Source organism: Bacillus sp. JZ109, from assembly GCF_053903135.1.
The window spans coordinates 2636717-2656012 of sequence record NZ_CP096388.1 but is presented as its reverse complement, the minus strand read 5'-3'; the positions used below and the strand labels follow the sequence as shown (position 1 = coordinate 2656012).

The window sequence follows — 19296 nt, the reverse complement described above, 5'->3', positions numbered from 1 at the left end:
AAAAAGCCTCCTTCTCAGAGAGAAGGAGGCTTAACATCTATGTCCGCCTCTCTTATCTCTCAGATCAGATCTGAATGGAATTAGCACCGTGCCTTAAGAGACCAGCGTCTCGGCGCGAAAAAGATGCGCCCCATTTCACAATGGAATTACGGTCGGTTGCTGTTGGGGTCAAAAGGCCAAATCCCTCGCCCAACTCTCGATAAGAGAATATATTCACTTGTTTGACAATTCTAATTTATCAGTTGATGAACATGGTAACAGGTAATTTAGTTAGTTGTCAATATATTTTTTAATATAAATCTTTTCTGATATCATCGAAAACAGGAATGCTCTCCCGAACTTCTGCGCTTTCTTGAAGGTCGATTTCCGCTCGGACTATGCCTTCTTCCCGACCGCCTTCAGCAAGTACACGCCCCCATGGATCAATAATCAGGCTATGTCCTGCAAATTCATTATCCGGATTTGAACCGGTACAATTGCAGGCTGCGACAAAGCATTGATTTTCAATGGCCCGCGCAATAAGCAGGCTTTTCCAATGATCAAGGCGGGGAAGAGGCCATTCCGCAGAAATAAACAGCACGTTGGCGCCTTTTGTCGTATGTTTTCTGATCCATTCCGGAAAACGGATATCGTAACAGATCAATCCTGAGCTTTTGACGCCGTCAAGCTCAAAGTATCCGTCTTCGGAACCGGCTGATAAATACAGATGCTCATCCATCAGCTGAAAAAGATGGGCTTTTCTGTACTCTTTAATGATTTGCCCTTCCTTATCCGCGATGTACATTGTATTATAAACATCAGAATTCTTCCTGACAGCGACCGACCCGGCGACAATATGAACACCATGTTTTTTTGCCGTTTTCTTCAGCCAGCTCTGAGCGGAGCGGCCGTCTTCGTCAGCGAGTTCATCAAGATTGGCCAGATCATATCCGGTCGTCCATAATTCAGGCAGAACAAGAACATCAGCATGTTTGCTTTCTTTTCCGATGAAAAATTCAGCCTTTTTTATATTTTCCGAAGGTTTGCCGTATGAAATATCAAATTGAAGACAAGATATCGTCCATTTCATCTTTTTAACACCCCAAATTTTTCTTTACTTTTTTCATTTAACCATATATGATGATGGACTATCATTTCAAGATTTTTTTAGAAGGTGAGAATAGATGAAATTTGAACAGTCTCATGTATTGAAGGAATTGCCTAAACAATTCTTCGCTTCTCTGGTGCAGAAAGTGAACCGAAAGCTCGCAGAAGGACATGACGTTATCAATCTAGGACAGGGAAATCCAGATCAGCCGACTCCTGAGCATATTGTTGAGGAGATGAAACGAGCTGTCGCTGATCCTGAGAATCATAAATATTCGTCTTTTCGCGGCTCATACCGTCTGAAGTCAGCGGCTGCTGCATTTTACAAAAGAGAATACGGCATTGATCTGGATCCGGAAACCGAAGTCGCTGTATTATTCGGCGGAAAAGCCGGTTTAGTCGAGCTCCCGCAATGCTTGTTGAATCCCGGTGATACGATTTTAGTTCCCGATCCGGGTTATCCTGATTACTGGTCGGGTGTCACACTTGCAAAAGCAAAGATGGAAATGATGCCGCTCGTAAAGGACAGGGCGTTTCTCCCTGATTACAGCAGCATAACCGCTGAAATAAGGGAACAGGCGAAATTGATGTATTTGAATTATCCGAATAATCCGACTGGAGCTGTTGCTACTTCCGAGTTCTTTGAAGATACCGTGCGTTTTGCGGCTGAAAACGGAATCTGCGTCGTTCACGATTTTGCTTACGGCGCTGTCGGATTTGACGGCTGCAAGCCTTTAAGCTTTTTGCAGACTGAAGGTGCGAAGGATATCGGAATTGAAATTTACACGCTGTCAAAAACGTATAATATGGCAGGATGGCGGGTTGGCTTTGCCGTCGGAAACGCTTCGGTCATTGAAGCGATCAATCTTTATCAAGACCATATGTTTGTCAGTCTTTTCAGAGCGACTCAGGAGGCTGCAGCAGAGGCACTGTTAGCCGATCAGACGTGTGTGGCAGAGCAAAATGCCAGGTATGAGAGCAGGAGAAACGCTTGGATCACGGCATGCCGGGAAATCGGCTGGGATGTAACAGCTCCCGCAGGTTCTTTTTTTGCATGGCTGCCTGTGCCTGAAGGCTATACTTCTGAGCAGTTCTCAGATCTTTTGCTGGAAAAAGCGAATGTGGCAGTTGCGGCTGGAAACGGCTTCGGTGAATATGGCGAGGGCTACGTCAGAGTCGGACTTTTAACAAGTGAAGAAAGACTTAAGGAAGCCGCTTATCGAATTGGCAAACTGAACCTGTTTACCCAAAAAAGCATTGACAAGACCTTATAACGATGGGATAATTCAAAATAATTTATAAAATCTATATTTTCTTATCAAGAGCAGGCAGAGGGACGAGCCCGATGAAGCCCGGCAACCGACTTATAAAGCACGGTGCTAATTCTTGCAGCTAGCGGCTGAGAGATAAGATTCGGACGAGAAACGAAACCTCTTTAGACGCGATTGCAGTTTGAAGAGGTTTTTTGATATGGATGAAAATGAAAGGAGCTCTGGCATGAGTGAGTTATTAGCGACATATCTCCTGACCGAACCGGGAGCCGATACAGAGAAGAAAGCAGAACAAATCGCAACAGGATTGACAGTAGGCTCCTGGACTGATCTGCCCCTTGTAAAACAGGAGCAAATGCAAAAGCACAAGGGGCGGGTGATAAAAGTTGAGGAGAGAGAGGGAACTGCTGCATCAGAAAAACAAGCGGTCATCACAATTGCCTATCCTGAAATCAATTTCTCTCAGGATATTCCGGCTTTGCTGACAACAGTGTTTGGCAAGCTGTCCCTGGACGGAAAAATCAAATTAATCGATCTTCACTTCTCTGAAGCATTTAAGCGTGCACTGCCGGGACCGAAGTTTGGCGTATACGGCATCCGGAAGCTGCTGGGAGAGTTTGAGAGACCGCTGTTAATGAGCATATTTAAAGGCGTAATCGGAAGGGACCTGAGTGATATTAAAGAACAGCTCCGGCAGCAGGCGCTTGGCGGAGTTGACTTGATTAAAGACGATGAAATTTTCTTTGAGACTGGTCTAGCGCCTTTTGAAACAAGAATTGCAGAAGGAAAGCAAATATTGAAAGAAACGTATGAGCAGACCGGACATAAAACGCTGTATGCGGTGAATTTGACCGGACGTACGGCTGATCTGAAAGACAAAGCGAGACGCGCCGCCGAGTTGGGAGCGGATGCGCTTTTGTTTAATGTCTTCGCTTACGGCTTGGACGTTATGCAAGGCCTTGCGGAAGATCCTGAAATCCCAGTTCCGATTATGGCGCATCCAGCAGTGAGCGGAGCGTTTACGTCTTCTCCGTTTTACGGTTTTTCTCACGCTCTTTTACTCGGAAAATTAAACCGATATTGCGGTGCTGACTTCAGCCTCTTTCCGTCTCCATATGGTTCGGTTGCGCTTCCAAGAGCAGATGCACTGGCGATTCATGAAGAATGTGTGAGAGAGGATGCTTTTAACCAAACATTTGCTGTTCCGTCAGCAGGCATTCATCCCGGCATGGTTCCGCTATTAATGCGTGATTTCGGCATAGACCACATTATTAACGCCGGAGGAGGCGTACATGGACATCCGAACGGTGCCCAAGGCGGGGGGCGAGCGTTCAGAGCCATTATTGATGCGGTCCTAGAGGCCCAGCCGATTGATGAAAAAGCCGAACAATGCAAGGATCTTAAGCTTGCGCTAGATAAATGGGGAAAGGTTGAAGCCGTATGACGACTCGAAAACCTTTTATTATTTGTGATTTTGACGGAACAATCACGATGAACGACAACATTATAAATATCATGAAAACATTTGCTCCCCCAGAGTGGGTGGCATTAAAAGACGGCGTACTTTCCAAAACGCTGTCGATCAAGGAAGGTGTCGGGCGGATGTTCGGCCTTTTGCCCAGCCGTTTAAAAGAAGAGATTACAAGTTTTGTATTGGAAGATGCAAAAATCAGGGAAGGCTTTCGGGAATTTGTAGCATTTATCAATGAGCACGAGATTCCGTTTTATGTCATAAGCGGTGGAATGGACTTTTTTGTATATCCTTTGCTTGAAGGCATTGTGGAGAAAGACCGCATTTATTGCAACCATGCTTCATTTGACAATGACTATATCCATATTGACTGGCCTCATTCCTGCAAGGGCACATGCAGCAATCAATGCGGGTGCTGTAAGCCGTCGGTCATCCATGAACTTTCTGAACCGAACCAATATATCATCATGATCGGTGATTCGGTTACAGATGTGGAGGCAGCAAAGCTGTCTGACCTATGCTTTGCAAGGGATTATTTATTAAACGAATGCCGGGAGCAAAACCTCAATCATCTTCCGTATCAAGATTTTTATGAGATCAGAAAGGAAATTGAGAATGTAAAGGAGGTACAGGAATGGCTGCAAAACAAGAACGCTGGCGAGAGCTCGCTGAAGTAAAACGGGAATTGGCAGAGAGAGATTGGTTTCCGGCGACTAGCGGTAATCTGTCAATTAAGGTTACAGATGAGCCTTTAACATTTCTCGTCACTGCAAGCGGAAAAGATAAACGTAAAGAGACGGTTGAAGATTTTCTGCTGGTCGATCAAAACGGAGAGCCTGCTGAAAGCGGGCATTCTCTGAAACCGTCAGCAGAAACGCTTTTGCATACACATTTGTACAATAAAACCAATGCCGGATGCTGCCTGCATGTCCATACGGTAAACAATAATGTGATTTCAGAGTTATACGGAGACCAAAAGAAAATCACATTCAAAGGCCAGGAAATTATAAAAGCACTCGGCTTGTGGGAAGAGAACGCAGAAGTGACCGTTCCGATTATAGAAAATGCGGCACATATCCCGACGCTAGCGGCACTGTTTGCGGAAGAGATTTCAGAAGATTCAGGAGCTGTTCTGATCCGAAATCATGGTATTACGGCTTGGGGGAAAACAGCATTTGAGGCAAAAAGAGTGCTTGAAGCGTATGAATTTTTGTTCAGCTACCATTTGAAATTGAAAACACTCCAGCATCAGCTGGTTAAATAAAAGGAGGAATTGAAATGGCTACAATTCGAATTCATGATGAGGCAAATACAACGATTGAAAATCAAGAGGAAGTGGCAAGCTTTCTGGACAGTCAAGAGGTTATTTATGAGCAATGGGATATCACGAAGCTTCCGGAACATCTCTCAGAGAAATATGACCTGACAGAAGAAGAAAAACAGCAAATTCTTGATACCTTCGAAACTGAAATTAAAGATATCTCAACCCGCCGCGGCTATAAAGCACAGGATGTTATTTCATTGTCAGACAGCAATCCGAAACTTGATGAACTGCTTGAAAACTTTAAAAGAGAGCATCACCATACAGACGATGAGGTTCGTTTTATTGTAAGCGGACACGGTATTTTTGTCATTCAAGGCAAGGACGGCACGTTTTTTGATGTCCGTTTAAACCCTGGAGATTTAATCTCCGTGCCTGAGAATATCCGCCATTACTTCACGCTTCAGGAGGACCGCAAAGTTGTCGCGGTGAGAATTTTTGTCACAACTGAAGGCTGGGTTCCTATTTATGAAAAAGACAGCGTGAATCAATAAGCATGAGATAGCCCCGTTCATCGAACGGGGCTTTTTATATTTATTGCAAACGCCACTTTTCATATTGTGACAGTTCTTTTTTAATCAGTGTCCAAATCAAACCTAAAACAGCTGCATCGTCAATGAATCCAAGACCGAGGATTACGTCTGGAATGATATCGAGCGGCATGACGATATACAGGATTGCGGCAGTTAACAGCAAAAGTGTTTTAACCTGTGAACGAGGGTAGTCGCCATTTCGCCAATCGCGAAGCATCTGAAAAAAAGTAGTAATGTGCTGGATACATTTTTTTCGGTTTTTCCTCTTTAAAATCGCTTTTCCGCCTGCCGCTCCGAGCATTATTGCTTTCTTTTTCTTCATTGGGCATACCTCCTGCCTGGCGGCGTGTTTAAGATATTCTTCACCTGGGTATTGTTCTTCTAATCCTATCAATATATCTATTATACCTGAAAAATTAACTTATTTAATGAAAATATGTTTACAAATAAAGTATAATCTGTAATAATGCACAATAACCCAATCAAACTTGTTTCCTATTTCTTAGCGGCGAGGGGTGAAGTGAATGGGCGGTTCTTCTGAACAAGAAAGATTGTTGGTGTCTATTGATGAAAAAAGAAAGTTAATGATAGATGCCGCTAGAAAGCAGGGATTTACAGGGCATGACACGATCAGGCACAGTCAGGAGCTGGATTGTTTAATAAATGAATATCATCAGCTTATGCAAGAAAACGAACATTCCCAAGGGATTCAAGGCCTTGTAAAGAAATTAGGCTTGTGGCCCCGCAGAGATGTTATGCCAGCATATGATGCAAATAAATAGCGGCCTATCAGATGCATATATAAAGAGAGAGCTTTTCGGAAGCGCTCTTTTTTTCTGGAAAAAATTCATATGAAAGAGGGAACTAATGAAGGAACTGGCGATTCTCATTACCGAAATGGTCAATCAATTTCATGATGCTTTTATTTCCTTATGCGGAATATTTGGCATTCATTTAACTGACAAAGAAATGCATTTTTGGGTGATCGGCATTTTTGGCATATTCTTTTTCGGCGTCACTCACGCTGTGTTTACATGGCTTTCTAAATGGAGTATGACCGCCTTGTCCTTTATCTATACTGTTACAGTCATCATTGTCATCGTATTTGCGATTGAGATTCAGCAAAAGGTGACGGGTAGAGGGAATATGGAGTTTTTAGATGCCACGGAAGGTATAAAGGGTTTTTTAGTATTTTTTATGTTTTTTTTGCTTTTGAAAATGCTGTTGCGTTTCATCAAAATCCTTTTTTCTGGAAGACCAGCAAGCAAATCGAATGGCAATGCCCGATCACGAAGATAAAAAACCCTCCTGACATGGTCAGGGGGGCTATGATGCGGATACGGGGAGGGTGATTGTCACCTCTGTGCCTCTTCGCACTTCACTTTCAATATGAATAGAGCCTCCGTACATCAGCACGATCCGTTTACAAACAACAAGGCCGAGACCGGTTCCTTTTTCTTTAGAAGTAACAAAGGGAAGGAAGATGTGATCCAGCATTTCCTGAGAAATCCCTTCACCGTTATCCACAACTTTGATTATGGCTTTTTTATCTAAAGCTCCTAGGGAGATTGTCAGTTTGCCTCCTTCAGGCATTGACTCGAGGCCATTTTTTGCTACATTTAAAATCACTTGTTTAATATGATCTTTTGTACATTTTACGAGTAAGGGCTGCTCGGTTAAATACTGTAATTCGACTTCAACATTGTATAGATTGCCCTCAGAATAAATGATCGGCATAATTTCTCCGATAATGTCCTGAAGTGAGTTCAGCTCCCATTTTTCAGCTGTCGGCTTGCCGAGAACAAGAAACTCACTCACTATTTGATTGATGCGTTTTATCTCCTGTTCGATAATGGAGAAGTAAAGCTGATCTTCCTCACCTTTATATTTCTTTTGCAACAGCTGAATAAAGCCGCTTATCCCGGTGAGGGGGTTACGGATTTCATGGGCTGTGCTGGCAGCAAGCGTCCCGATCAGCTCTAATTTTTGCGCCTCGTTTTCTGAGCGCTCCAGCTGGGTCTGCCGCTTCAGCAAATAATACAGCACGAGAATAAAAAGGATATTCAGCAGAACAATAATACATGAAAGCGGAAGCACAAGGCTTTTCGACAGTTCTTCTATTGTGACCGGGTTCGGATAGACTTTCATATTCCAGCTGATATCATCCAGATATCCGCTGACAGGTTTCTGATCCTCTGCATGAGAGGCTTGTCCGCTCGCAAAAATCATTTTCCCGTCTTGGTTCACAACTTCAATATAAACATCAGGGCTTAGTAAGTTAATGAGATTTTTCAAATAATCAATTTGAATTGCTGCGACAAGATAATCTGTCACATTACGTTTTGAGTCCAAAACAGGCACACAAATTGTGAAAATTGGCTGACCAGTAATTCTGCTAGAATAACTATCTGAAATGACTGTCTTTTTAGTTTCCTTTGCTTTTGTAAAAAAAGATCTGTCGGCCAGGTTTACTTTCGTTTTTAATTCGGTTGTGCTTGCGGTGACGTCTCCTTTGGCATTGAGAAAATAGAGACCGGAAAATCTCGGCTCTGAATCAAAGGTCTTTTCCAAAATTGACTGCATTTTCTTTATATCAACCGGTCTGTCGATGGCGATGGACAAGGAGGTCATTCTCGCCATTGTTTCTCCGATTAAATAATTGATTTTGTTGCGGTGAAGGTTTAGCAGGACACTTGCTTCTTGTTTATGTTCTGCAGCTATTGTATCTTTTTCTTTTTCATATACGAAAAAGCTGATGACGATTGCCGGAATCACGACCAGTATGATATAAAGTTTGACTCTCCCGCAGGCGCCTTTTAGTATTTTCAATTTGCATCGCTCCAACATACACCTGATTAGAGGTATTATATCATTGTTTCTTCTTCTTTAATAAGAAAAAATAACCAAAAAAATTAGAAAAAGGTGTTGGCAAGCTTACATTTTAAAAAAGAAGAGAAATATTGGAAAGATTTTTATTGACATTTTGGTCTTTGTTTATTAATGTTTCTCTGTAACGGTTTCTAAAAGGATGATTGAGACATGACAGAAAAATCACTGAAGTTATTTATCGTGCTGTCGCGCGCGTATCGGTCTATTAACGATCATATGAATAAGCATATTCATAAGCATGGGCTGAATCCGACTGAATTTGCTGTGCTAGAGCTTTTGTACCATAAAGGTGATCAGCCGCTGCAGCAGATAGGAGATAAAATTCTCTTGGCTAGCGGGAGCATCACATACGTTGTAGATAAGCTGGAGCAAAAAGAACTTCTCATTCGGAAAGCGTCTCCTACAGACAGACGAGTGACATTTGCGCAAATTACTGAAAAAGGCATCGGTCTTTTGAACGATATTTTCCCTGATCACGCTGCTGAAATTGATGAAATGATCAGCGTATTAAGCGAAGAAGAGGTAGAGATGTGCACCGAAATGTTAAAAAGAGTAGGATTAAACGCAAAACAGTTTCATAATAAGTAAAAAAAGGAAGCCTGATATGTCACAAGGCTTCCTTTTTTGCTATTTTTCATTTGTTTCCGCTGCGCCTCTTGGCAAAATGAGAACTTCAACCCGCCGGTTTTTGCTTCGGCCTTCCGCAGTTTTATTGGAAGCCACCGGTTTATACTCGCCATAACCCTTGGCGCTGAACACTTTTGCATCGAGCTTGGGGTTTTCAATCAGCAGCCCCATAAAGTTTACCGCTCTCATGACGCTTAAATGCCAGTTTGATTGGAATTCAGAATTTTTAATTGGCATATTATCAGTATGTCCGCTGATAATGATATTTCTTGGCGGGTTAATCACAAGAAGATTTGAAATCTCTTTTGCAAGCGGCACATCTTCCTTACGGATGGTCGCTTTTCCAGAATCAAAGAAGATGCTGTCTTTAATCGTAATCAGAAGGCCTTCACTAGTCATCTTCGTCTCCAGCTGATGTTCCAGCTTTTTATCTTTGATGAACTTTTCCACCTGGCTCTTCACATTTTCAAGTTCTTCTTGATCAGCTGCTTTTTCTTTTTCTTTCTTGTTTTTCTCTTTCTCTTCTTTTTCCTTTTTCACTTCATCGATGCCGTCTGACTCGTTTTCAGGAGGAGTGACACTGGAGTAGTCCAGTACACCGGTTCCGCCTGTAAAAACTTCATTAAATGATTTTGAGAGCATTTGAAACTTAGCTGCGTCAATCGAGCTGCTCGCGTACAGCACAATAAACAATGCCAGGAGAAGAGTAAGGATGTCGGCGTAAGGAACGAGCCATGATTCATCAACGTGCTCGTCCTCATGCTTCTTCTTCTTTTTTCTCGCCATTTTGCGCCTCTCCTTGTTCTGCAAATTTCAAGCGGTCCTTCGCAGGAAGATACATTAAAAGCTTTTGTTCGATGACTTTCGGTGCTTGTCCTTCTAAAACGGATAAAACACCTTCAATCATGACCTCACGCAGTTTTACTTCCTGTTTTGATTTTCGTTTTAATTTATTTGCGAAAGGATGCCATAACACATACCCTGTAAAGATACCGAGAAGTGTGGCAACAAAGGCAGCACTGATGGCGTGTCCAAGCTCATCTGTGTTATCCATATGAGAGAGAGCGGCAATCAGCCCGATTACAGCGCCGAGTACTCCAAGTGTCGGAGCGTACGTTCCTGCTTGTGTAAAAATAGCGGCTCCTGCTTGGTGCCTGTCCTCCATTGCTTCGACTTCCTCTGTCATAATATCTCTTATAAATTCCGCGCTTTGCCCGTCAACAGCCATGCTGAGCCCGTTTTTCAAGAAAGCATCATCTACATCCTCAATGCTTGCTTCTAAAGCAAGCAGACCTTCGCGGCGTGCAAGCTGAGCCCATTCAGAGAACATAGGAATGAGTTCCTCTATTGTGAGCTGTTTATTTTCCTTAAATAACACTCGAAACAGCGTAGGCACTTTTTTAATTTCTTTTGTTGGGAACGCAATAACGACTGCTGAGATTGTCCCGGCGATAATAATTAAAATGGCAGCGGGGTTTGCAAGGGCGCTGAAACTGACGCCTTTCAGAACCATCCCGACGCTCAATGCCACAAAAGCAAGAATAATACCGATTAACGAAGTTTTATCCATAGTTTTCACCAAATCCTTTTTTACTAGCTTGTCTATGGTTAATATCGGTTTTGGTGCCCGGAACTTTAGGGACATTGTGAATTTGTTCATGAAATATTCAAGGAAGAGGCATAGAAGGGAGAAATAAACAAAAACGGGCTCTCCAAAATTGAAAAGCCCGGGGGTCTACTGAAATTAGCAGCTTGCTTGCAAGCTGTCCTTCAGATGGTATTCATATAATAGTAGAAATACATATTCACTGTATATAAACATGTTCCATCCCTCCTTAAAAAAAGTGTAAAGGATGAAGGGAAGTAGCGCTTCAGGAGAAGGGACGGTAATTTCTAAGTCAAGAGTATGAAAGTATAAAAAAAGCGGCTTCCTAAAAGGAAACCGCTGATTGTTATTTTGCTCGCACTTTGATTTTATCATCTTCTAAAATCACGTGAAAACTGGTGATCTCGCCATTATCAAGCAGCAGATCGGTCATTTCATCCTCAACCCATTCTTGGATGGTTCTTCTAAGCGGACGTGCACCGAATGAAGGGTGGTAGCCCAGCTCAGCGATTTTTTCTTTCGCTTCATCTGTCACATTCAAGCTAATGCCCCGTTCAGCCAATGTTTCTTCAAGTTCTCCAAGAAGAAGGCTGACGATTTTGACAAGATGTTCTTTTTCCAATGAGCGGAACTCAATAATGCTGTCAAAACGGTTGAGGAACTCAGGTTTAAAGAACATGCTCAGTGAATCAATCAATGTTTGTTCTTCGATGACACTGTCATCTGATTGGAAACCGACTTTCGTTTGTTTCTCACCAGCACCCGCATTACTTGTCATGATGATCACTGTGTCTTTGAAGCTTACAGTTCTGCCTTGGCTGTCTGTCAGACGGCCATCTTCCATAATTTGCAGGAACATATGCTGAACGTCTGGGTGTGCTTTTTCAATCTCATCCAGCAACACAATGCTGTAAGGATTGCGGCGCACTTTCTCAGTTAATTGTCCAGCTTCCTCATGGCCGACATATCCAGGCGGTGAACCGATAATTTTAGATACGGCGTGTTTCTCCATGTATTCGCTCATATCGAGTCGGATAATAGCGTCTTTTGTGCCGAATAATTCATCTGCCAGTGTTTTAGAAAGCTCTGTTTTCCCTACGCCGGTAGGACCGACGAAGAGGAAGGAGCCGACTGGTCTGTTTTTGGATTTTAAACCGGCGCGGCTTCGTCTTACCGCCTTTGCCACTTTTTGAACAGCGGCTTCTTGTCCAATCACGCGTTCATGAAGTTTTGCTTCAAGCTCTTTCATTTTCGTTTGTTCGTCTGCCTGCAGTTTGCCGACAGGGATGCCTGTTTTTTGTTCAACAATTTCCTGAATGTGCTCAGCTTCCACAGTGACAGCGGTATGAGCGGAGGAGCTGTTCAGTTTTTTCTCCAATGCGAGTTCTTCATCACGGAGTTTTGCCGCCAGTTCGTAATTTTCTTCTTCCAGGGCTTTTGTTTTTTCGGCTTCAATTGCAGTTAAGCGTTCAGCGGCATCCTCATCATTCAGTTCATCAATTAACAGGTTGGCTTTTGAACCTGCTTCATCTAATAAATCAATTGCTTTATCCGGCAGGTGTCTGTCCTGAATGTAGCGGGATGATAAAGTGACACACGCTTTGATTGCTTCATCACTGAATGTTACGCCATGGTACGCCTCGTATTTGTCTTTAATCCCTTGCAGAATGAGGATAGCCTGTTCAATTGAAGGCTCCTGCACCATGACAGGCTGAAAACGTCTTTCCAGCGCGGCATCTTTTTCGATTTGACGATATTCTTTCAGTGTTGTCGCGCCAATGACTTGCAGTTCGCCTCTGGCTAGGGCCGGTTTGAGAATGTTGCCGGCGTCCATTGATCCTTCTGCAGAGCCTGCGCCGACGAGAAGGTGAATTTCATCAATGAACAGAATGACATTTTTTCGTTCCTTCAGCTCAGTGATCAGCTGTTTCATTCTCTCCTCAAATTGGCCTCTGATCCCTGTGTTTGCAACAAGGGATGCAACATCAAGCAAATATAGCTCTTTGTTTTTCAGTTTGTTTGGAACATCACCTTCAGCAATTTTTAAAGCGAGCCCTTCAGCGATGGCAGTTTTCCCTACACCCGGCTCACCAATAAGAACCGGATTGTTTTTGTTCCGGCGGTTTAGAATTTCGATCACTCGCGCCACTTCATCATCACGGCCGATGACGGGGTCAATGAGACCGGCTTTTGCACCGTTTGTAATATTTTGAGCCAGCTCATCAAGCAACCCTTTTTTTCCGCTTTGTTTTGCTGCGCTCTTTTCTTTCGGCTGGAATGCCTGTTCAAACGGAAATCCGAAAGATTGAGGACCCATACTCATTGAAGGTTTACGGGTCAGTTCGTTATAGCAAGTTTCACAAAGAACCATCTGTTTATGAACGGAATTTATTTGCATGTTAAGGCGAATCGTCGCCTCGTTTTGATGACAATGTTGACAACGCATTTGCCAAAACCTCCTTAATAATTTGACCTTCTTTGACCAATGAAAGTGAATAAAAAGGTCTATTGGATTCGACCTTCTTTGACTATTAGTATACGGCAAACTTAACGGCATTCAAACCAATATGCTCAAAGCAGACTGAAAATTTGACTATCTTTGACCAATTGATTTTTAAAAAAGGCCGGTTTGTTTGACCAACTTTGATTAATAGTATACTCTGACCATCTTTGACTTTCAAGTCTTTTGCACAACTTTTTTTAATTTGTTACAAAGTAAAACATGTTTTCTTCGTCTTTTCAAGGAACTTGTCTCATAGGTTATAAAAAGGCATCTATGGACAAAACTGCGGTTCGTTCGGAGGGGAGAAATGGAACAATCAAAAGGGTCTGCAAGTCAGCTTGCTTTTGTGTATGTCGGCACAGTAGTCGGAGCTGGATTTGCGACTGGCAGAGAAATTGTTGAGTTTTTTCTGAAGTTCGGCTGGTTCGGTTTATTCGGCATTCTCGTCAGCGGCGGAATGTTTACGTTTCTGGGCGCCAAGCTGATGATCATTTCAAAGCGAATCAATGCCAAGTCATATCAAGAAATGAACATCTTTTTGTTCGGGGCGGCGGCTGGGCGGATTATCAATGTATTTATGCTGTTTGTTCTCCTCGGAGTTACATCTGTCATGCTTTCAGGAGCAGGGGCGCTTTTTGAGGAACAATTGGGGATGTCCGCTCAGATTGGGATGCTCATTACAATCGGTCTGAGCTTAATTGTGATGACTAGAGGAGTAAAAGGCATTTTCGGTGTCAATGTGTTTGTTGTTCCCCTTTTAATCCTCTTTTCAATGATTGTAGTGGCCGACTCTTTTATATTCAGCGAATCACGAAACGCAGCTCAGTGGGTCTGGCCGCATCGCTGGGATTGGCTGTTATCAGCTGTTTCTTACGGGGCTTTGAATTTATCGCTTGCCCAAGCAGTTTTGGTTCCGCTGGCGAATGAAATGTCCTCGGAGAAAGTGATCAAAAAAGGCGCTTTAATCGGAGGGACGATGCTGACGATTGTGCTGTCCGCGAGTTTTCTGTCTTTGTCGACTCTTCCGGATGTATTTTTATATGATATACCGATGGCGCAAGTGGTTTATCTCTTTGCACGTTCTGTCCATTTGATTTATTTACTCATTATTTTCGGAGAAGTGTTCACATCAGTTATCGGTAATCTATATGGATTAGAAAAACAAGTGCAAAGCTTTCTTCCAGTGAAAAGCAAATATATCTTTACAGCTATTATGATCACGGCTTATATTACGAGCCAAATAGGGTATGGCAAGCTTATTTCAACGATTTATCCCTTGTTTGGCTATGTGAGCTTGGCCTTCATAGGCGCTTTGCTATGCAAAAAGGCTCCTCGACGGCGCAGTTTATAAATATATATAATGAAGCGAACCGTCACTATAGAGCGATAATTGATCTAGGAACCGGGGATTGACTTTTTTATTGTCATGAAAAACAACATTATGGTAAGATAGCAGAAGTGAAAAAATTGAAGAAAATCCGTGCGATATGCGGGAGAGGTTCTAGCTACACCCTCTATAAAAAACTAAGGACGAGCTGTATCCTTGGATACGGCCTTTTTTATGTTTTTCTAGAGCACCTTCCGAAAAAAGGTGTTTTTTTGCGTGAATTAGCTGTAGCGATGTCTCTCGCCGGCGTTTTTATTGCGGAGAAGGAGAGGAATCATGAAAAAAGAAAAAGCAATTGTCGTATTTAGCGGCGGTCAAGACAGCACAACATGCTTACTGTGGGCCTTAAAAGAATTCGAAGAAGTCGAAACGGTGACTTTTCATTATAATCAGCGACATTCGCAGGAAATTGAAGTGGCAAAATCCATTGCGGAAAAGCTTGGTGTGAAAAATCATTTGCTTGATATGTCACTTTTAAATCAGCTTGCACCGAATGCCCTGACTAGAAATGATATTGAGATAGAAGTAAAAGACGGCGAACTGCCATCCACATTCGTTCCAGGCCGCAATTTGGTATTCTTATCCTTTGCGTCTATCCTGGCTTACCAAATTGGCGCGCGCCACATTATTACAGGAGTTTGCGAGACAGACTTCAGCGGTTACCCTGACTGCCGTGACGAATTCGTGAAATCTTGCAATGTAACGGTGAATCTGGCGATGGAGAAGCCGTTTGTGATCCACACGCCTCTCATGTGGCTCAATAAGGCGGAAACGTGGAAGCTTGCAGATGAGCTTGGCGCGCTGGATTTTGTGAAAAACAACACGCTGACATGCTATAACGGCATCATCGCCGACGGCTGCGGCGAATGTCCGGCATGTCACCTTCGTTCAAAAGGTTATGAAGAATATATGATGATGAAAGGAGAGCGTGCATAAATTGTTATCTCAAATTTATCCGCAGGCCCAGCATCCTTATTCGTTTGAACTGAATAAGGACATGCATATCTCAGCCGCTCATTTTATCCCTCGGGAAAGTGCGGGAGCGTGCAGCAGGGTTCACGGACATACGTATACCGTAAATATAACTGTTGCCGGCGACGAACTTGACGATTCAGGCTTTCTTGTCAATTTCAGCGTACTCAAAAAACTGGTGCACGGAAACTATGATCACACGCTATTAAATGATCATGAAGATTTTTCTCAGGACGACCGGTATTCGCTGCCGACAACTGAAGTCGTGGCGAAAACGATTTATGATAACGTACAGGCTTATTTAGACACTTTGGAGAATAAGCCGACCTGTGTACAGGTGTTTGTCCGTGAAACACCGACAAGCTACTGTGTCTACCGTCCGAAAAAGGGTGGTTTGAATGGCTAAAGGAATTCCTGTATTAGAAATTTTCGGCCCGACGATTCAAGGAGAAGGCATGGTGATCGGACAGAAAACGATGTTCGTCCGGACAGCCGGCTGCGATTATTCCTGCAGCTGGTGTGACTCCGCTTTCACTTGGGACGGGTCTGCTAAAAAAGATATTCGCTGGATGACGGCGGAGGAGATTTTTGCGGAGCTTAAGGACATTGGGGGAGACGCGTTTTCTCATGTGACGATCTCAGGCGGTAACCCGGCTCTGTTAAAACAGCTGGATGCTTTTATTGAACTGCTGAAGGAAAATAACATCCGTGCAGCGCTTGAAACTCAAGGGACCGTTTATCAGGATTGGTTTACGCTGATTGATGACCTGACAATTTCTCCAAAACCGCCAAGCTCAAAAATGGTAACGAACTTTCAAAAGCTTGACCACATTTTAACTTCACTTCAAGAGAATGATAGACAGCATGCTGTCAGCTTGAAGGTTGTCATCTTTAATGATGAAGATCTGGAATTTGCCAAAACTGTGCACAAGCGGTATCCGGGAATCCCGTTTTATTTACAAGTCGGAAATGATGACGTGCATACGACAGATGATCAGTCACTGATTGCACATTTGCTTGGGAAATATGAAGCGCTTGTTGATAAGGTAGCTGTCGATGCGGAGCTGAATCTCGTCAGAGTGCTCCCGCAGCTGCACACCCTGTTATGGGGCAACAAACGCGGAGTATAATAGAAAGGAAGATGAACATGACGACAAGAAAAGAATCAGAATTAGAAGGTGTAACATTGCTAGGCAACCAAGGTACAAATTATTTGTTCGAATATGCACCGGACGTGCTGGAATCCTTCCCTAACAAACATGTAAACCGTGACTACTTTGTAAAATTCAATTGTCCGGAATTCACATCTTTATGTCCTAAAACAGGGCAGCCTGACTTTGCGACAATCTACATCAGCTACATTCCTGATGAAAAAATGGTTGAAAGCAAATCATTAAAGCTGTATCTATTCAGCTTCAGAAACCATGGTGACTTCCACGAGGACTGCATGAATATCATCATGAATGACTTGATTGAATTAATGGACCCGCGCTACATTGAAGTATGGGGCAAATTCACGCCAAGAGGCGGAATTTCCATCGACCCGTACACAAACTACGGAAAACCTGGCACGAAATATGAGAAAATGGCCGAGTACCGCATGATGAATCATGATTTGTATCCGGAGACGATTGATAATCGTTAATTATTCCGTTGTGTGATACGGTGTGTGAAACGAAGTGGAGTCACAGTAAAATCCGAACATGCAGCGTTAATTTTCAGCGGAAATGTGACCTGGTCACACACGAAGTGTTACCCGAAGTGACCGGAGTGTGACCTGAGGTGCAACCTGAACTGTGACTTTTATGCAGTGAAAAATTGATAGTACAGAAGCAGATTAAGGCGTACAATTTGTACGTCTTTTCTTTTTTATCCGAAAGAAAAAATGCCTATCTAGAGATCATAGGCATTAAATATTATTATCAATATCTTCATTATTTTTTGGCTAAGTTTCTGAATCTTCTCTTTAACATTTGAAACAGCTCTTTTTTGAATTTCATCAAAGTTCTCCTGAATATAATCGACACTTCTTATTAGAACTTCACTTTCAAAATTGAATATCTGATTTATTTCTGACTGTTCTTCATCTGTTAGGTGATGGTATTGAAGTTGTTTAGCATTTACTTCAGCAGCTACATCAATCCTAACTTAGTTGTTCTGGTTGTACAATTTCATATTCACCTTCTGCATACTCTTGCTCCGCATAATGGCTTCCCCATTGACAGAGCTCCTGCAAGATAGGTTTAAGAGATTCTCCAAGTTCGGTGGATGAATATTCAACCTTCGGCGGTACTTGATTATACATCTTTCTGCTCACAAGTCCACTGGCTTCAAGCTCTCTAAGTGTTTGAATCAGCATTTTCTGAGTTATATTTGGGATAATGCGCTTTAATTCACTCGTTCTCTTTGGTCCATTCATTAAAAAGTATAATACAAGGCCTTTCCATTTTCCTCCAATAACTTCCTTTGTCACTTCAAACCCACAGCTAAATTTTTTCATGTCTAAAGCTCTCCATTCCACATTTATTACTTTTTAGTTACTATATCACAAAAAAGTGGGTACTTCCGATAATGTGCTTACTGAAGGATACTATATCTTGTAAGTTGTTCTTCAAGTACTTAAAGGTACTAGACATAAAATAATATTAATTCTAAAGGAGTGTTAAGTATGGGTAAATTTGAAGGTAAAATAGCGCTTGTAACGGGTGGAACAAGTGGGATTGGTCTTGCTACAGCACAAAAATTTGTAAACGAAGGTGCATATGTTTATATCACGGGACGTAGACAAAACGAACTTGATAAAGCTGTTGACCAAATTGGCAAGAACGTAACCGGTGTTCAAGGTGATATTTCTAAGCTTGAAGACTTAGACAAACTATATGACATTATAAAGCAGGAAAAAGGTAAGTTGGACATTCTTTTTGCTAATGCAGGCATCGGCAACTTCCTTCCATTAGGTGAAATTACTGAAGAGCAGGTTGATAGAACGTTCGACATTAACGTTAAAGGAACCATCTTTACTGTTCAAAAAGCATTATCACTATTCCCAGACAAAGTAGGTTCTATTATTGTAACGGGCTCTACTGCTGGATCAATTGGCAACCCAGCGTTTAGTGTATATGGAGCATCTAAAGCAGCATTAAGAGCACTAGTTCGCAACTGGATTCTTGACCTAAAAGGTACTGAAATCCGTGTAAATGTGGTTAGTCCAGGAGGTATTCTTACACCTGCCTACGATGAGCTTTTTGGTGATGCACTTGAAGAGGTACTGGAAAATAGCAGAAATACTGTTCCAGCTGGAAAAGTTGGGACACCTGAAGAAGTAGCAAACGCTGTATCTTTCCTTGCTTCAGACGAAAGCAGTTACTTGACGGGTGTTGAATTGTTCGTAGATGGCGGGCTAGCACAGGTATAATTTCCCTGCGCAGAGATTACAAATAGTCCCCAAAAAAGGTTGATGGGGATTTACTTGAAGAAGTCGTATAAAAAAGTCGTTTTCCTTAAAGGACAGGGAATTCGACTTTTTTATGTTTGAATTTGATTAACGTTGTAAATTCGCATTTTCCTGGGGCTACCACTAAATGACCTGTAAAAAAGATTACTTTGTGAATAAATGTACTTAAAGTAACG

Annotated in this window: 21 protein-coding genes and 3 riboswitches; of the genes, 14 read left to right on the top strand and 7 right to left on the bottom strand. The window is 42.5% G+C overall.

Features of this window, described 5'->3' with window-relative positions:
• Window positions 1-49 precede the first annotated feature (49 nt).
• Window positions 50-206: riboswitch (SAM riboswitch) on the bottom strand.
• Between the two features lie 83 nt (window positions 207-289).
• Window positions 290-1069 (bottom strand): carbon-nitrogen family hydrolase, encoded by a 780-nt coding sequence (locus tag M1D94_RS13935; protein WP_038829015.1) that lies wholly within the window; start codon window positions 1067-1069, stop codon window positions 290-292.
• A 94-nt stretch (window positions 1070-1163) separates the two neighbouring features.
• Between M1D94_RS13935 and mtnE the strand changes: the two genes are divergently transcribed.
• From mtnE to mtnD, 5 genes are all read left to right on the top strand, one after another.
• Complete coding sequence (mtnE, locus tag M1D94_RS13930) at window positions 1164-2360, top strand: methionine-glutamine aminotransferase (protein ID WP_003244774.1); 1197 nt, start codon at window positions 1164-1166, stop codon at window positions 2358-2360.
• A gap of 38 nt (window positions 2361-2398) precedes the next feature.
• Window positions 2399-2499, top strand: a riboswitch (SAM riboswitch).
• Between the two features lie 84 nt (window positions 2500-2583).
• Window positions 2584-3801, top strand: a complete 1218-nt coding sequence (mtnW, locus tag M1D94_RS13925) for a 2,3-diketo-5-methylthiopentyl-1-phosphate enolase (protein WP_015483161.1) — start codon at window positions 2584-2586, stop codon at window positions 3799-3801.
• The gene (mtnX, locus tag M1D94_RS13920; RefSeq protein ID WP_003232486.1) at window positions 3798-4505 is read left to right on the top strand and encodes a 2-hydroxy-3-keto-5-methylthiopentenyl-1-phosphate phosphatase; all 708 of its coding nucleotides are present in this window, start codon (window positions 3798-3800) and stop codon (window positions 4503-4505) included. Before mtnW ends, mtnX begins: the two co-directional genes overlap by 4 nt.
• Window positions 4463-5092 (top strand): methylthioribulose 1-phosphate dehydratase, encoded by a 630-nt coding sequence (locus M1D94_RS13915; RefSeq protein ID WP_038829012.1) that lies wholly within the window; start codon window positions 4463-4465, stop codon window positions 5090-5092. The genes mtnX and M1D94_RS13915 overlap by 43 nt, the downstream gene beginning before the upstream one ends.
• 14 nt (window positions 5093-5106) lie before the next feature.
• Window positions 5107-5643: an acireductone dioxygenase gene (gene mtnD / locus M1D94_RS13910; protein ID WP_003232483.1), complete on the top strand. Its 537-nt coding sequence runs from the start codon at window positions 5107-5109 to the stop codon at window positions 5641-5643.
• Between the two features lie 40 nt (window positions 5644-5683).
• On the opposite strand, the gene M1D94_RS13905 is transcribed toward mtnD, so the two are convergent.
• The gene (locus tag M1D94_RS13905; protein WP_003232481.1) at window positions 5684-6004 is read right to left on the bottom strand and encodes a YkvA family protein; all 321 of its coding nucleotides are present in this window, start codon (window positions 6002-6004) and stop codon (window positions 5684-5686) included.
• A gap of 202 nt (window positions 6005-6206) precedes the next feature.
• Here M1D94_RS13905 and spo0E point away from each other — a divergent pair, with 202 nt between their 5' ends.
• Together spo0E and M1D94_RS13895 are read left to right on the top strand one after the other, a co-directional pair.
• Window positions 6207-6464 (top strand): aspartyl-phosphate phosphatase Spo0E, encoded by a 258-nt coding sequence (gene spo0E / locus M1D94_RS13900; protein ID WP_003218598.1) that lies wholly within the window; start codon window positions 6207-6209, stop codon window positions 6462-6464.
• A gap of 85 nt (window positions 6465-6549) precedes the next feature.
• Window positions 6550-6981, top strand: a complete 432-nt coding sequence (locus M1D94_RS13895) for a hypothetical protein (protein WP_003245685.1) — start codon at window positions 6550-6552, stop codon at window positions 6979-6981.
• Window positions 6982-7008: 27 nt separating this feature from the next.
• On the opposite strand, the gene kinD is transcribed toward M1D94_RS13895, so the two are convergent.
• Window positions 7009-8529: a sporulation kinase KinD gene (gene kinD, locus M1D94_RS13890; protein ID WP_015252216.1), complete on the bottom strand. Its 1521-nt coding sequence runs from the start codon at window positions 8527-8529 to the stop codon at window positions 7009-7011.
• Between the two features lie 192 nt (window positions 8530-8721).
• Here kinD and mhqR point away from each other — a divergent pair, with 192 nt between their 5' ends.
• Complete coding sequence (gene mhqR / locus M1D94_RS13885) at window positions 8722-9159, top strand: MarR family transcriptional regulator MhqR (RefSeq protein WP_003232475.1); 438 nt, start codon at window positions 8722-8724, stop codon at window positions 9157-9159.
• A gap of 39 nt (window positions 9160-9198) precedes the next feature.
• Here mhqR and motB read toward each other — a convergent pair whose 3' ends face one another.
• The 3 genes from motB to clpE form a co-directional block, all read right to left on the bottom strand.
• On the bottom strand, window positions 9199-9984 hold the full coding sequence (gene motB, locus M1D94_RS13880) for a flagellar motor protein MotB (RefSeq protein ID WP_003232473.1): 786 nt from the start codon (window positions 9982-9984) through the stop codon (window positions 9199-9201).
• Window positions 9956-10768 (bottom strand): flagellar motor stator protein MotA, encoded by an 813-nt coding sequence (gene motA / locus M1D94_RS13875; protein WP_003244739.1) that lies wholly within the window; start codon window positions 10766-10768, stop codon window positions 9956-9958. The genes motB and motA overlap by 29 nt, the downstream gene beginning before the upstream one ends.
• A 382-nt stretch (window positions 10769-11150) precedes the next feature.
• A complete protein-coding gene (clpE, locus tag M1D94_RS13870; RefSeq protein ID WP_029317717.1) occupies window positions 11151-13250 on the bottom strand; it encodes an ATP-dependent protease ATP-binding subunit ClpE in 2100 nt (699 codons plus the stop codon).
• A gap of 364 nt (window positions 13251-13614) precedes the next feature.
• Here clpE and M1D94_RS13865 point away from each other — a divergent pair, with 364 nt between their 5' ends.
• The 5 genes from M1D94_RS13865 to queF all read left to right on the top strand — a co-directional run bounded on the left by M1D94_RS13865 (window position 13615) and on the right by queF (window position 17311).
• Window positions 13615-14658 carry a YkvI family membrane protein gene (locus M1D94_RS13865; protein WP_038829006.1) on the top strand — a complete coding sequence of 348 codons (1044 nt, stop codon included), beginning with the start codon at window positions 13615-13617 and terminating at the stop codon, window positions 14656-14658.
• A gap of 138 nt (window positions 14659-14796) precedes the next feature.
• A riboswitch (PreQ1 riboswitch) is annotated at window positions 14797-14841 on the top strand.
• 129 nt (window positions 14842-14970) lie between these two features.
• Window positions 14971-15630, top strand: a complete 660-nt coding sequence (gene queC, locus M1D94_RS13860; RefSeq protein ID WP_032725593.1) for a 7-cyano-7-deazaguanine synthase QueC — start codon at window positions 14971-14973, stop codon at window positions 15628-15630.
• Window positions 15623-16072: a 6-carboxytetrahydropterin synthase QueD gene (queD, locus tag M1D94_RS13855; protein ID WP_003232462.1), complete on the top strand. Its 450-nt coding sequence runs from the start codon at window positions 15623-15625 to the stop codon at window positions 16070-16072. The genes queC and queD overlap by 8 nt, the downstream gene beginning before the upstream one ends.
• Window positions 16065-16796: a 7-carboxy-7-deazaguanine synthase QueE gene (gene queE, locus M1D94_RS13850; RefSeq protein ID WP_003232460.1), complete on the top strand. Its 732-nt coding sequence runs from the start codon at window positions 16065-16067 to the stop codon at window positions 16794-16796. The genes queD and queE overlap by 8 nt, the downstream gene beginning before the upstream one ends.
• Before the next feature lie 17 nt (window positions 16797-16813).
• The gene (gene queF / locus M1D94_RS13845; protein ID WP_003218613.1) at window positions 16814-17311 is read left to right on the top strand and encodes a preQ(1) synthase; all 498 of its coding nucleotides are present in this window, start codon (window positions 16814-16816) and stop codon (window positions 17309-17311) included.
• Between the two features lie 498 nt (window positions 17312-17809).
• Here queF and M1D94_RS13840 read toward each other — a convergent pair whose 3' ends face one another.
• A complete protein-coding gene (locus tag M1D94_RS13840; RefSeq protein ID WP_022553431.1) occupies window positions 17810-18166 on the bottom strand; it encodes a winged helix-turn-helix transcriptional regulator in 357 nt (118 codons plus the stop codon).
• A gap of 168 nt (window positions 18167-18334) precedes the next feature.
• On the opposite strand from M1D94_RS13840, the gene M1D94_RS13835 reads away from it, so the two are divergent.
• Complete coding sequence (locus M1D94_RS13835) at window positions 18335-19081, top strand: SDR family NAD(P)-dependent oxidoreductase (protein ID WP_032725594.1); 747 nt, start codon at window positions 18335-18337, stop codon at window positions 19079-19081.
• Window positions 19082-19296 lie beyond the last annotated feature (215 nt).